The 12,907-nt window shown below is 40.6% G+C and carries 15 protein-coding genes; 7 read left to right on the top strand and 8 right to left on the bottom strand.

Annotation, left to right across the window (positions count from 1 at the left end; genetic code table 11):
- Nucleotides 1-53: 53 nt before the first annotated feature.
- From N2257_00275 to N2257_00255, 5 genes are all read right to left on the bottom strand, one after another.
- Nucleotides 54-911, bottom strand: a complete 858-nt coding sequence (locus N2257_00275) for a NapC/NirT family cytochrome c (protein ID MCX7792831.1) — start codon at nucleotides 909-911, stop codon at nucleotides 54-56.
- A 16-nt stretch (nucleotides 912-927) separates the two neighbouring features.
- Nucleotides 928-1,326, bottom strand: a complete 399-nt coding sequence (locus N2257_00270; GenBank protein MCX7792830.1) for a PaaI family thioesterase — start codon at nucleotides 1,324-1,326, stop codon at nucleotides 928-930.
- Between the two features lie 13 nt (nucleotides 1,327-1,339).
- Nucleotides 1,340-2,590, bottom strand: coding sequence for a transcription termination factor Rho (gene rho, locus N2257_00265; GenBank protein MCX7792829.1), 1,251 nt, complete (start codon nucleotides 2,588-2,590; stop codon nucleotides 1,340-1,342).
- Between the two features lie 262 nt (nucleotides 2,591-2,852).
- The gene (locus N2257_00260) at nucleotides 2,853-3,335 is read right to left on the bottom strand and encodes a metallophosphoesterase (protein ID MCX7792828.1); all 483 of its coding nucleotides are present in this window, start codon (nucleotides 3,333-3,335) and stop codon (nucleotides 2,853-2,855) included.
- Nucleotides 3,336-3,411: 76 nt separating this feature from the next.
- Nucleotides 3,412-4,257, bottom strand: coding sequence for a ribonuclease H-like domain-containing protein (locus tag N2257_00255; GenBank protein MCX7792827.1), 846 nt, complete (start codon nucleotides 4,255-4,257; stop codon nucleotides 3,412-3,414).
- A 36-nt stretch (nucleotides 4,258-4,293) separates the two neighbouring features.
- Here N2257_00255 and N2257_00250 point away from each other — a divergent pair, with 36 nt between their 5' ends.
- Both N2257_00250 and N2257_00245 read left to right on the top strand, forming a co-directional pair.
- Nucleotides 4,294-6,030 carry an adenosylcobalamin-dependent ribonucleoside-diphosphate reductase gene (locus N2257_00250; GenBank protein MCX7792826.1) on the top strand — a complete coding sequence of 579 codons (1,737 nt, stop codon included), beginning with the start codon at nucleotides 4,294-4,296 and terminating at the stop codon, nucleotides 6,028-6,030.
- Nucleotides 6,030-6,839, top strand: a complete 810-nt coding sequence (locus N2257_00245; GenBank protein ID MCX7792825.1) for a hypothetical protein — start codon at nucleotides 6,030-6,032, stop codon at nucleotides 6,837-6,839. The genes N2257_00250 and N2257_00245 overlap by 1 nt, the downstream gene beginning before the upstream one ends.
- 9 nt (nucleotides 6,840-6,848) lie before the next feature.
- On the opposite strand, the gene rimI is transcribed toward N2257_00245, so the two are convergent.
- Genes rimI through N2257_00230 form a run of 3 tightly spaced genes read right to left on the bottom strand, consistent with a single transcriptional unit; the run spans nucleotide 6,849 to nucleotide 9,233 of the window.
- Nucleotides 6,849-7,292 carry a ribosomal protein S18-alanine N-acetyltransferase gene (rimI, locus tag N2257_00240; protein ID MCX7792824.1) on the bottom strand — a complete coding sequence of 148 codons (444 nt, stop codon included), beginning with the start codon at nucleotides 7,290-7,292 and terminating at the stop codon, nucleotides 6,849-6,851.
- Entirely contained in the window at nucleotides 7,289-7,975 is a 687-nt protein-coding gene (tsaB, locus tag N2257_00235) for a tRNA (adenosine(37)-N6)-threonylcarbamoyltransferase complex dimerization subunit type 1 TsaB (protein ID MCX7792823.1), read from the bottom strand. The genes rimI and tsaB overlap by 4 nt, the downstream gene beginning before the upstream one ends.
- Nucleotides 7,976-8,003: 28 nt before the next feature.
- Nucleotides 8,004-9,233 carry an MFS transporter gene (locus N2257_00230; protein ID MCX7792822.1) on the bottom strand — a complete coding sequence of 410 codons (1,230 nt, stop codon included), beginning with the start codon at nucleotides 9,231-9,233 and terminating at the stop codon, nucleotides 8,004-8,006.
- A gap of 60 nt (nucleotides 9,234-9,293) precedes the next feature.
- On the opposite strand from N2257_00230, the gene N2257_00225 reads away from it, so the two are divergent.
- From N2257_00225 to N2257_00205, 5 genes are all read left to right on the top strand, one after another.
- Nucleotides 9,294-10,169 carry a metal ABC transporter substrate-binding protein gene (locus tag N2257_00225; protein ID MCX7792821.1) on the top strand — a complete coding sequence of 292 codons (876 nt, stop codon included), beginning with the start codon at nucleotides 9,294-9,296 and terminating at the stop codon, nucleotides 10,167-10,169.
- Complete coding sequence (locus N2257_00220) at nucleotides 10,166-10,945, top strand: metal ABC transporter ATP-binding protein (protein MCX7792820.1); 780 nt, start codon at nucleotides 10,166-10,168, stop codon at nucleotides 10,943-10,945. The genes N2257_00225 and N2257_00220 overlap by 4 nt, the downstream gene beginning before the upstream one ends.
- On the top strand, nucleotides 10,938-11,738 hold the full coding sequence (locus N2257_00215; protein ID MCX7792819.1) for a metal ABC transporter permease: 801 nt from the start codon (nucleotides 10,938-10,940) through the stop codon (nucleotides 11,736-11,738). Before N2257_00220 ends, N2257_00215 begins: the two co-directional genes overlap by 8 nt.
- Nucleotides 11,739-11,960: 222 nt before the next feature.
- Nucleotides 11,961-12,452 (top strand): Slp family lipoprotein, encoded by a 492-nt coding sequence (locus N2257_00210; protein ID MCX7792818.1) that lies wholly within the window; start codon nucleotides 11,961-11,963, stop codon nucleotides 12,450-12,452.
- Between the two features lie 87 nt (nucleotides 12,453-12,539).
- Nucleotides 12,540-12,872, top strand: a complete 333-nt coding sequence (locus N2257_00205) for a hypothetical protein (GenBank protein MCX7792817.1) — start codon at nucleotides 12,540-12,542, stop codon at nucleotides 12,870-12,872.
- Nucleotides 12,873-12,907 lie beyond the last annotated feature (35 nt).

The following is a 12,907-nucleotide window of genomic DNA, read 5'->3' as shown; positions in this document are numbered from 1 at the left end:
CTTCTGTCCTTACTGCATGAATTATCAAATCTTTCTGCACCAGGAAAAGGGCCTTAAAATATAAAACTTGATGGATCTCTATAGGCATGGCATTTTGTGCATATTCTGGATGCCAGCTTTCTACCTACCCTCCATGTATGCGCCTTATGGCAGAATAAACAATCAACCTTGGCCTTTTCTACATGGAGTCTGTGCTGACCGACCTCAAGTTCATGGCTGTGGCATCGTCCAAGACAATCACTTCCTTTAAGCTTGATCATACCATGTGGTTTATGACAGTCAAAACACCTTAGAGCCGACATAGGACCTGTCTTAGGAACATTATGGCATTGCAGACATCTTTTTTCAGAAGCTAGTTTCTGAGACGGCTCTTTACTGAATGTATGGCAGTTAAGACACTGAAGACCCTCCATTCCAAGTCCGTGAACTAACTTGTCCCTATGGCATTTCATACAGGCTTTGCTTTCAGGCTTGAATTCATGAAGTTCACCTAAATGGCATTCGTTGCAAGTGATCTTCATACTAAATACATGTCTTGCATGACCAAATGTTTTACTGTCACTGATAGCACCCTGTTCTATATCAGGGAAATGGCATTTCTTACAGGACTGCCAGGGTTTTTGCCGTCCATGGGTCTCAGTTACAGATTTTTTACCTGCCACAAATGCTACAAGTAATCTGTTCTGCTCAATAAGACTCAATCTGTGGCAGGTCTGGCACACTATATCACTGTGACGAGATCTCTGCCATGTCTTATAGGCTTCTTTCATTAGATGACAGGAAAGGCAGAATTCAGGAGACTCCTGGGTATGTCTGTAATATTTATACCCGAGGACTATTACTGTTAGAGAAATAAGAAAGAGAAGTAGCAAAACAGAGCCTCTTATCTCATGCAGAAAATCTCTCTCCATCTAAGTCCATTACCTTTCAGCCAGGTATGAGTTTTGCCTTGCCCTGAGCTATAATATTTCCTTCTCTGTCCTTAATTACTGATTCGGTCTCGATTAATTTTGGATTTCTGGATACAATCCATGCCTCAACAATACAGGTATTACCCATAAAGAGGGGTTTTCTGAATCGTACCGTAATTTCGGCCGTAATTGCATTAATCCCGTTAAGGATGCATGCCTTCACCATTGCCTCATCAAGTAAAGTGCTTATAATACCACCATGAACTATATCGGTATATCCCTGGTATATCTTTAAAGGTGTGAATACAGCAGAGACCTTTTCATCTTTTTTTATAAAGTTAAGGTGTAATCCCCGAGGGTTCAGGTCTCCGCATGCAAAGCAGTAGCCATCATCTCTGAGCTCTGGGATCTTCAATCCGACCCCTTAATTATTTATTCATCATCTCAAGGAATTCCTTATTGCTTTTTGTACCCATGAGTTTACTCAGAAGAAATTCCATGCTTTCTACTGTGCTCAGAGGGCTGAGTGCCTTTCTAAGTACCCACATCTTATTAAGAACATCCTTTTCAACGAGAAGCTCTTCTTTCCTTGTGCCAGAGGCATTTATATCAATGCTCGGGAATATCCTCTTGTCAACAAGTTTTCTGTCAAGGTGGAGTTCCATGTTACCTGTTCCCTTGAATTCTTCAAATATTACATCATCCATCCTGCTTCCCGTATCTATCAGTGCGGTGGCTATTATTGTGAGGCTTCCGCCGCCCTCAATATTCCTTGCAGTGCCAAAGAATCTTTTCGGCTTCTGCAGGGCATTAGCATCAAGTCCGCCTGAAAGTACCTTTCCGCTTGTTGGAATTATGGCATTATAGGCCCTGGCAAGTCTTGTGATGCTGTCAAGGAGTATTACCACATCCCTCTTTATCTCCACAAGCCTCTTGGCTCTTTCAATGACTATTTCAGAGACCTGGCAGTGCCTGTTTGGGGGCTCATCAAAGGTGGAACTTATTATCTCTGCACCATTGACCTGTCTCTTCCAGTCTGTAACCTCTTCCGGTCTTTCATCAATAAGGAGAATAATCAAATGGACATCTGGATGATTCTTTCTTATTGCCTTTGCAATTGACTGGAGGAGCATCGTCTTTCCGGTCCTCGGTGCAGCAACTATCAGACCCCTCTGCCCGAATCCTATTGGTGTTATGAGTTCCATTACCCTTGTGGAATAATCAGTGGGTGTGTATTCAAGCTTGATTCTTCTCGTTGGATAATAGGGTGTAAGATTATCAAAAAGCGGCCTTGTTATATTCTCTTCAGGTGGTTCATGATTGATTGCTTCTACCTTTAAAAGGGCAAAGTATCTTTCATTTTCCTTTGGGGGTCTTACCTGGCCTGAGACAAGGTCACCTGTCCTCAGGTTAAATCTCCTGATCTGAGAGGGCGAGACATAGATATCATCGGGACCTGGAAGATAGCTGTAATCCGGTGATCTCAGGAATCCAAAACCATCAGGAAGAATCTCAAGCACGCCCTCAGCAAATATGTTTCCTGCCCGCTGCGTCTGAGCCTGAAGAATAGCGAAGATAAGCTCCTGTTTTCTCATGCTCCTTGCACCTTCAACACCAAATTCCTTTGCGAGCTGGGCAAGTTCTTCAACTGTTTTCTCCTTGAGTTCGGAAATGGAGATGCTCTCAACAGTTGATTTTGTTTCCTGAGTTGTTCTGGTTTCTGTTTCCATATTTTCCCCTCTCATAAGTTGTTTTTAGCTCTGGCAACAAAGCCAGAACTTTTAAATTAAGACCTGTTCAGAATACACCTTCTGTTATTTGCGGGTTTTCTGGAAGGTTTATAAATTTAAATGCCATCAATCCATTCACTGGAATTTTTTATCATATATTTTTGGCCATACTGGAAGGCTTATTTAAAATAACAGATAAAGCTATCTTCTGTCAACTGATATTTATGATTTCGCCCTTCATGGTTTCAAGGTCAAATATTGCAAAGGATGGTTTTCCATAAAGCCATCCAGCAAGTTCTCCGGGATTGATTATTATAACACCCTTTTCCTGCCTTATATCTGCTTCATGAGTATGACCATAAATAATAATATCAAAGTGTCCGCTATCCCGCAGCGCTTCAATAAAGACAGGTTCATGCATAAGGACTATTTTTTTACCATTAAATGTAGTGGTATAGGGTTGGGTATAAATCCTTCCATTAAACTTTTCACTGAGTAAAAGTCTATCACCATCATTATTTCCAAAGACACCTGTTAATGGACATTTTAATTCTTTAAGTGCCCTTATTGTAAAAGGGGAGGTAAAATCTCCCGCATGAAAGACATGCACAGCACCAGAAGAATTAATAATCTCTACAGCCTTTCGCAGATTATCAAGATTATCATGGCTATCAGATATTACTGCTATCTTCATCACAATCTGAATCTCCTTAAATTATTTTAAATCTCAATCTGGTTAGAATTTATTTTCAAATGATTTTTTTAGCTATTCATGCACAGTGGATTTCAGTTCTCCGGACTGTATAATCATCAATACCTGTTGATCTTCTAAGTTCCTCATATATAATCTCTGAGAGGTTTAAAAGGTTTACTGTATCTTCTTTATTATATTCTAAAAGCAAGTCAAGCGCCTCCTTTGAACCCCTTCTGTAATACTGCCAAAGGAGGACTGCATCGTATCCATTAAGGTCCTGAACTATCTCATCCCTCTTTATCCCAAAGTATGTTTCCAGTCTCTTTAGCCCGCCTTTGAGACCAAGCCTTCTAGCTCCAAAACATAGGTCAAAGTGTGGTTTATTTATCTTTAAACCAGGAAATGTCCTCAGGAGAAAAGGTATGTCAAAGACTCCACCATAAAAGGTTATTAGTAGGTCAGCTCTATCGATCTCTTTCTGGAGGTTTGCCAGTGTAAGGTTTTCACCCCTTATAAATTGTTTGCATTCCAGCCCGTCATAAAATCCTACAACTGTAACATAACCACCATTCTCTGGCTGATAGCCATTTGTTTCTATATCAAGACAGAGGGCCCTTAATTTAAGTTCACTGAACAGTCTCCAGTGTTCTCTTATTTTTAGATTTCTTGCAAAAAACTCTGAATCTATAATGTTCAGGGCTTTCTGGTAGTTTGAAAAAATTCCGTCAAAATAACCCTTCCTTTCCCTGGGTATGCCTGAAATTGTATCAGCTTCAATAAAATCCATCCATGTGAGGATACCATGGCGCCAGAGATGTTTTTCCAGTCTTTCCCCTATACCCTGAGCAATTGAAAAGGTATGGATTATCATAAAAAATCCTTTCTTTTTTTCATTATAACAGATTGGTGCAAAAGTGTCCATTAAGTGCACCAAACAAAAAGTGTGGTATAATGCTGTATGGAGCTTTCAGAAAATGCCCTCAGGGTTTTGAGAGCGAGATATCTTTTAAAGGATGCCAGTGGAAATGTTATTGAGACTCCTGAGGGAATGTTTCTGCGCGTATCAAAGGCAATTAGCGATCCAGAAAAATTCTATGGTGAAGATTCTTCCTACTGGCAGGAAAGGTTTTATAAACTCTTAACCAGTCTAAGATTTCTTCCAAATTCTCCCCTTTTGATGAATGCAGGAAAGGAAATGGGGCAGCTTGCTGCCTGTTTCGTCCTTCCTGTTGAGGACTCTATGGTAAGCATCTTTGAGACTCTGAAGAATGCAGCCATGATACTTCAGAGCGGTGGTGGTACTGGTTTTAATTTTTCCAGACTAAGACCAAAGGCTGATGTGGTACGCTCAACAGGTGGAATAGCAAGCGGTCCTGTATCATTTATGAAGATATACAATACTGCTACAGATGTCATAAAACAGGGTGGCGCCAGGAGAGGAGCAAATATGGGAATTCTAAGGGTTGACCATCCTGATATACTCGACTTTGTGAGAGCGAAAAGGGAAAAGTCAGAGCTTGAGAATTTCAATATTTCTGTATCAATAACAGATGCTTTTATGGATGCGCTCAAAAAGGACGAGGAGTATGAGCTTATAAATCCAAGGACAGGGCAGCCTGTGCGGAAGATAAGGGCAAGGGAGGTATTTGATGAGATAGTAAGATGTGCCTGGGAAACAGGAGACCCCGGTGTTATCTTTATAGACAGGATAAACAGAGCAAATCCAACACCACATATAGGCCAGATAGAAAGCACCAATCCCTGTGGAGAACAGCCCCTGCTTCCCTATGAGGCTTGCGTGCTTGGCTCAATGAATCTCTCAAAATATGTAAAGGATGGAAAGATCCTATATGATCAACTGGGAGAGGACGTGAAACTTGCTGTAAGATTTCTTGATAATGCAATAGATGCAAATAAATATCTCATACCTGATATTGAGGTTATGCATAAAGGTAACAGAAAGATTGGTCTTGGAGTTATGGGATGGGCTGATATGCTCGTGCTTCTTGGAATTCCCTATAATTCAAGGAGGGCCTTTAAACTTGCAAGAGAACTTATGAAATTCATCAGAGATACAGGATGGAAGGCATCCGAAGAGCTGGCACAAAAACGAGGACCCTTTCCGAATTTTAAGGGTTCCATATATGATAGACCTGGAATGCCGGTCTTAAGAAATGCAACTGTCACCACCATTGCACCAACGGGCACTCTCTCAATTATTGCAGATTGTTCAAGTGGCATAGAGCCCTATTTTGCTATTGCCTACAGAAGATTGATACTTGATACAGAACTCTTTGAGGTGAACAAATATTTTGTAAAAATGGCAAAAGAACAGGGATTCTATTCTGAGGAATTAATGGAAAAGGTGATAAAGAGGGGAAATCTCAGAGGCATAAAGGAAGTACCTCAAAGGATAAAGAGACTCTTCAGAACAGCCCATGAGATACCGCCAGAGGATCATGTAGAGATGCAAGCAGCCTTTCAGGAATACACTGACAATGCAGTATCAAAGACAATTAACCTACCAAAGAGTGCAAAGCCAGAGGATGTGGCAAAGGCATTCCTGCTTGCCTATGAAAAAGGATGTAAGGGTGTAACAGTATTCAGGTACGGTTCAAAAAGGGGTACACTCGAAAAATTCAAGAGGCCATCTGAAGAGATTGTTGAGATAGTCTCAAGGAGAGACCTTGATTAATGATAGAAAACCTGAGGTTAATAGGAAAAAGACTTTTTTCTGAACTTTTATCCCTAAGATATTCCTTTCTTCATAAAGATATATCGGATATCAAAACCCCAAGAGGTGCATCAGGAGACAGGACATTTCCTATAGATAAGCGGGCAGAAGAGATAATTATTGAAGAACTTGAGAGACTGAAGGAACCACTAAGCATAGTCTCTGAGGAATATGGCATGAAGGATATCAGGGGAGGTGGCAGGAGGTTTTTAATAGATCCAGTAGATGGAAGCAAAAACGCCATAACAGGGATTCCCTTTTACTGTACCTCTATAGCTGTTGCTGAAGGTGATACCATCGGAACTATCAGTCATGCCTATATAATAAATCTACTTACAGGAGATGAATTCTATGCTGCAAGGGGCAGGGGAGCATTCCTGAATGACTACCCTTTAAAAACCCAGCAGGATGATACTTTTTATGTTGTTGCCTATGAAGCCCAGCTTCCTAAAAGAGATATTCCTGCTATATTGCCACTCCTTCAGGCTGCAAGAAGAACACGCTGTCTTGGTGCAACTGCCCTTGATCTATGCTTTATTGCAACAGGTTCGATAAGCCTGTTTGTGAGTCCGGCACCTTCAAGGAGCTTTGATTTTGCTGCAGGATGGCTCATAGTGAAAGAGGCAGATGGTGTATTTACTGATATGGATGGCAATCCTGTTGATCATGTGCCTCTGGGTCTTGAGAAAAGCACCACACTCCTTGCAGCAGGAAATAAAAGACTTCACAAAAGGGCTCTTGAATTACTTACAAGGAAATGTCATGACTGAGTTTATCATTTATCTTTCAAGCATCATTATTAAGGCATCTTCAACTGGATTTATATAATATGCCCTTCTTATTCCAACCACTTTGAAACCAAATTTTTCATAAAGTCTACGTGCTTCCATGTTTGATGCCCTTACCTCAAGATAGATGTATCTACATGAAGAGACAAACTCTGAATTTAGTGCTTCTTTTATAAGTGCACTTCCAATTCCCTGTCTTCTTTTAAGCGGATGGACAGCAAGGTTCAGTATATGACATTCCTCAAGTATCCTGCTCATGCATATATAACCGGCAAGTCCTTCCTCTGTCTCAGCAACAAGACATAGAGACCTTGGATTATATATTTCTTTATAAAATGCAAGCTCAGACCATGGTGTGGAAAAGCAGCTTCTCTCAATCTCCGTAGCCTCTGGAACATCTTGAGGGGCCATGAGCCTTATCTTAAAAGATCTCATAATGATGAAGTTCCTCTCTCTTCTGCCTGAGACTTTCTTAGATAAAGAGGTGTGAGCGTAAGAGGATCGGAGAACCTCCCTTCTCTTGCAATCCTCAGTCCAAGAAAAGCCACATTTGCAGGAGATGGAAGGATATGATGTCCTTGAGGAATAAGGAATTCTTTTCTTTCTTTATAAAAATCACAACCGTTTCCTATGAGTATAACTCTTTCGCTGTTAACTATCTCCCTTACAATATCCGGAAGTCTGTTCCTTTCTATAACAGATGGTTCTTTAAGTGTTATAAAATTTTCTTCTTTCCATTTAAAAAGAGCCATGAATACTTGATTCCTTCTTGCATCAAGCACGGTGCAGACAGGATAGTGAGTATAGGGTAAGTTCCATGCCATTGCCTCAAGTGTGGAGACTGCGATCAGGGGTTTCCCGCTGGCAAAGGAAAGTCCTTTCGCAGTTGCCATACCCACTCTCAGGCCTGTAAATGAGCCAGGACCGGTAGAGATGGCAAAGGCATCAATATCCTCTATTGAGAGGCCCGAGGCCTTTATAAGGTGAGCTATCTCTGGCAGGAGCCTCTCTGAATGTTCAACAGATACATTCAGTCTTATCTCAGAGATAAGTACCTTATCATCAACAATGGCAATGCCGCCAAGTACTGTTGAGGTCTCTATGGCAAGGATTCTCATAATAGAAAGAATAACATATTCAGGGCCTTCAATCCCGGTTATACCTCTCGGTTACAGTGAATACCAGCCCTCCAACCATTGTTAAAAGAGAAAGAATTTTTAAGCCTGTAGCCGCACCTGCAACAGAGGCAAGAGAACCTACAAGCAGATTTCCAGCTGGAGCCATTCCAAGGAATACAAGTGTATAAATACTCATGATCCTTCCCCTCAGATTGTCAGGTGTCCTGTGCTGTATGAGACTGTTTGCCGTAGCAAGGAGGCTTATAATACAGAATCCAGCAAGGAAGAGGAGCAATAAGCTAAGAAAAAGTTCTTTTGAGAGCGCAAAGAAAAAAAGAACTATTGAAAAGATGACAGTAAAAAATCCGATGTGCATCCTTTTATTACTAACTTCCTGTCTCAGGGCAATAGATAGGGCTGCTGCGAGGGAGCCTGCTCCCTGGGCACCCATCATGATGCCATATATTCCTGCAGATGAACTGAAAACCTCAGTGGCAATTACTGGAAGCAGGATTATATAAGGAATTCCAAAGAGGCTGAAGGCCATTACAAGAAGGAGTGTGTGAAACACTGTAGGATCAGACCTCAAGAAGTCCATGGCCTCTTTTATCTCGGGAAGGAGCGTTCTGCCTTCTTTTTTTCTATGCCAGAGTTCTGAAGAATCATTCCTTTGTTCACTTTTCATCATGTTAAGGGCAAGAATTATAGGTATATAGCTTATAGCATTTAAATAAAAACATGTTGAGATGCTGAAGAAGGATATAATCACTCCGGCTATCACAGGGCCAATCAGCCTTGCTCCATTAAAAATTGCTGAATTTAGGGCTATAGCACTTGTTAGGGATTCTCTGCCAACCATCTCTATTAAAAAGGATTGTCTTGTGGGCACATCAAGGGCATTTATTGAACCAAGCAAAAAGGCAAAGATGGCTATATGGAAAACTGTTATTATCCTAAGATCAATAAATATACCCAGTAATAGTGCAGGTATTATGGAAAGAATCTGTGTAGCCATCAGGATTTTCCTTTTTGAGAATCTGTCAGCAATAATACCGCCAGGAATCGTAAAGAGGAGCATAGGGAGTGAAGAGGCACCAGCCACAATTCCTAGATAAATAGACGAGTTTGTCAGGCTCCAGACAAGCCAGTTCTGGGCAACAGACTGCATCCATGTGCCGGTGAGAGACACCATCTGTCCAGCCATGTAGAGTCTAAAATCCCTTGAATTTACAGCAGGAGGAAGCCTGAGAAAGGGCATTAACTATTATAATCCAGATGCCCTTGCATCAGATATACTTTATTCTGTATGCTTTTTATTATGAAGAATATCTTTGGACGCCTCATTTTAACCCTGTTCTTATTTATACCTATTAATCTCGGAGCTGAAGAATTAAATATCCTTGTTTCTATCTATCCTCTCGAGGATATAACAAAAAATATAGGTAGACAGAGGGTAACGGTCAGAACACTAATCCCTGCAGGTGCCAATCCCCATGCCTTTGAACCTGCACCATCAGAGATAAGAGAATTAACAAAGACAAGGCTTTTCATAAAGATAGGAGCTGGACTAGAGTTCTGGGCAGAGAGGTTTGTAAGATCTGCAAAAAAAGATATAAGGATCCTTGACCTTTCAAAAAATATACCTCTTCTTGAGGCAGTGGAGGAAGGTCACGGCCATTCCCATGAAGGTGATCCTCATTACTGGCTTGACCCTGTACTTGTAAAATCAATGGTGGACAGTATTACAGCCACTCTAATAAGCCTTGACCCTGGATGGAGGGATTTTTATATTGAAAATGCTACCGAGTACAAAAAGAGGCTTGATGACCTTCATAAAGAGATTAAAAAAAGGATATCTCAACTCCCAAAAAAAGAATTCGTTGCCCTCCACCCTGCCTGGAATTATTTTTCTAAAAGATATGGCCTTAACCCAATCTACATAATAGAGGGAGCCGGCAGGGAATTGAGGCCTGGAAATATAAAAAGGATTATTGATTTTATGAGAGAGAAAAAGACAAAGGCAATCTTCGGTGAACCCCAGTTTAGTACCCATCTAGTAGAGGCTCTTGCTCGGGAGTCAGGTGCTATGATTTTGATGCTTGATCCTATCGGTGGAAGGGATATTCCAGGAAGAGACAGTTATATAAACCTTATGCTTTATAATCTCTCAATGTTTGAAAAGGCTCTAAGATGAATGCCGTTGAGATAAAAGGTCTTTATTACAGTATCGGAAGTAAGGATATACTTAAGGACATAGACCTTGTTCTTGAAGAAGGAAGATTCCTCGGTATAGTTGGACCAAATGGAGGTGGAAAGACTACACTTCTTAAGATAATCCTCGGAATATTAAAACCATCGTCGGGTACAGTGAAGGTAGAGGGAGGCACTCCTTTAGAGGCAATAAAAAGAGGTTTATTCGGTTATCTTCCTCAGGCATTGAAGATTGACCTGAATTTTCCGGCAAGGGCAATAGATGTTGTGCTGACAGGACTTTATGGAAAGATAGGTTATATAAGGTTTCCTTCAAAGGAGCACAGAGAAAAAGCTCTCGAGGTATTAAGGGTTATGGGAATGGAAGGTTTAGCCTTTGAGACCTTCGGTAATCTATCAGCAGGGCAGCAACAGAGGGTCCTTGCAGCCAGGGCGCTTGTGGCAGGTCCCAAGATACTTATACTTGATGAACCAAGCACAGGTATAGATGTAGTCGGTCAGGAAGACTTCTATCATCTCCTTAAAGGACTCCAGAGAAAGTTAAATATTACAATAATAATGGTTTCCCACGACATTGGCGCCCTTTCAGGTTATGTGGATGAAGTTGCCTGTCTTAACAGAATACTCCATTATCATGGAAGTCCTGTGAATGCCCTTTCAGATGAAGTGCTATCAAAGCTCTACGGACGCTCGGTAGATATAATGCTTCATTCAGAGGCCTGTGAAAGATGTGAAAGGCTGAAGAGGGGCTATGTTTGATGTACTGAACTATGGATTTGTCCAGAGGGCAATCATAAGCGGTGCCTTACTTGCCGTATTCTCAGGCATAATCTCTGTCTTTGTTGTCTTAAGAAGGATATCCTTCCTCGGTTCAGGCATAGCACATGCTGCCTTTGGTGGCGTGGCAATTGGCTTTATACTGGGAATAAATCCCTTATTAAGTGCGATCCTTTACAGTCTCTTAGTCTCCTATGGAATAGAATTTGTCAGCTCAGAGGGAAGACTGGCAGAGGATACATCAATAGGCATATTCTTTACAGCATCAATGGCACTTGGAATTGTTCTTATAGGCATATCAGGAAAATATAATGTTGACCTATTCGGCTACCTCTTTGGAAGCATACTTGCAATCACAGAATCAGAGGCACTAACAGGTTCAATTATAATACTCATCCTGCTCGGTCTTACCGCCCTAATATTAAAAGAACTTTATCTGATCACCTTCAATGAAGAACTTGCCTTTGTAAGCGGTATAAAGGTACGGGCTATAAAGGCACTCTTTCTCCTAAGCATGGCTGTGGCTATTGTACTGGGTATAAAACTTGTTGGAATTATACTTATATCTGCTCTGTTGGTAATACCGGGTGCTACAGCCCATCTCCTCACAAAAAGATTTCTCAGGATGATAACATTATCCTGTATTGTTTCCCTTATATCAGTAATAGGCGGAATATTTCTGTCTTTTTACTTTAATATACCTACAGGAGGTACGATAAGCCTTCTTCTTGCATTATTTTTCTTTGGAGCCTTTATATTCTCAAGAAGAATATAGCTCTTCAATTAATCTTCTTAGAGGTTTTAATATATTTTATTATTGACTTCTCGACTTCGATGCTGAGCTCTACCGTAAAAGGCAATACTTTTCTTTTAATATTTATGTAGCCTATGAGGTGTGAATGGAATTTGCGTCTTTTCCTCTTTTTAAAAGAGACTTCAATAATCTTTTCTTTTATCATACCTTGACAAAGCGCGCTCTGTTAATTAATAATTAAACATGAAAAAGATAGTATTGATATTTCTGCTTACATGTATAGCCTTCCTTTTTTCCTCCTGCGCCCATGTAGTACCCCGGGAATTGAGATCTCAAGTTGATGTTGCCCTGACACCCGAGATGATTTTTAAAGACCCCGAAGCTCACAGAGGTAAGACTGTAATGCTTGGTGGATTGATACTCTCAACTGCAAATACTAAGGATGCCACCTATATAGAAATTCTTGAAAGGCCGCTGGATTCAAGAGGAAGACCCGAGGATACAGAGCTCTCAAGGGGTAGGTTCATGATCAAATATGAAGGTTATCTTGATCCAGCAATCTACACAAAGGGAAAGCTCATTACAGCAGTTGGAGAATTATCAGGCATCATACCTGGAAAGATAGGTGAGATGGAGTACAAATACCCACTGATTGTATCAAAGAATCTTTATCTCTTTGAAAAGTCCAGGGAGATACCTGTGAGATTCGGCATAGGGATATTTAAGAGCTTCTAAGAGGTTAATTAAACAAAAATTAAAGAAAATTTTAGGATTTTTCTTGTATTGACATCTTATTAAGAATAAGTAGAAAGGAAATCTTTTATGAGAGAAACAGTTAAACAGTTAGTCAAAAAAGTAACCCTTGAGCTTATTTATCAGGTTGTCGAAGAGCGAACAGAGGAATTAAAAAGGGGTATTGAAGACATAAAAAAGAGGCAGGAAGAGGATTTCCGATATCTTAATAATAAAATAGATATGCAGATAGGTCAGTTAAGGCAGGAGGTAGGACAGCTTAGGCAGGAGATAGGATCAGTTGAGGAGAAGATTAATAACAAGATAGACACTCAGATAGGTCAGTTAAGGCAGGAGATGGGTCAGCTGAATCAGAGGATTGATACAGTAATCCAGCTTCTTGTAGAGATAACGAAGAAATAGAATTAAAGAAAATAGGCTTGTAAAAAGAGATAGAG

It is taken from the genome of Thermodesulfovibrionales bacterium, from assembly GCA_026417875.1.
GTDB lineage: Bacteria > Nitrospirota > Thermodesulfovibrionia > Thermodesulfovibrionales > CALJEL01 > CALJEL01.
This window is presented reverse-complemented; position numbering and strand designations above follow the sequence as displayed.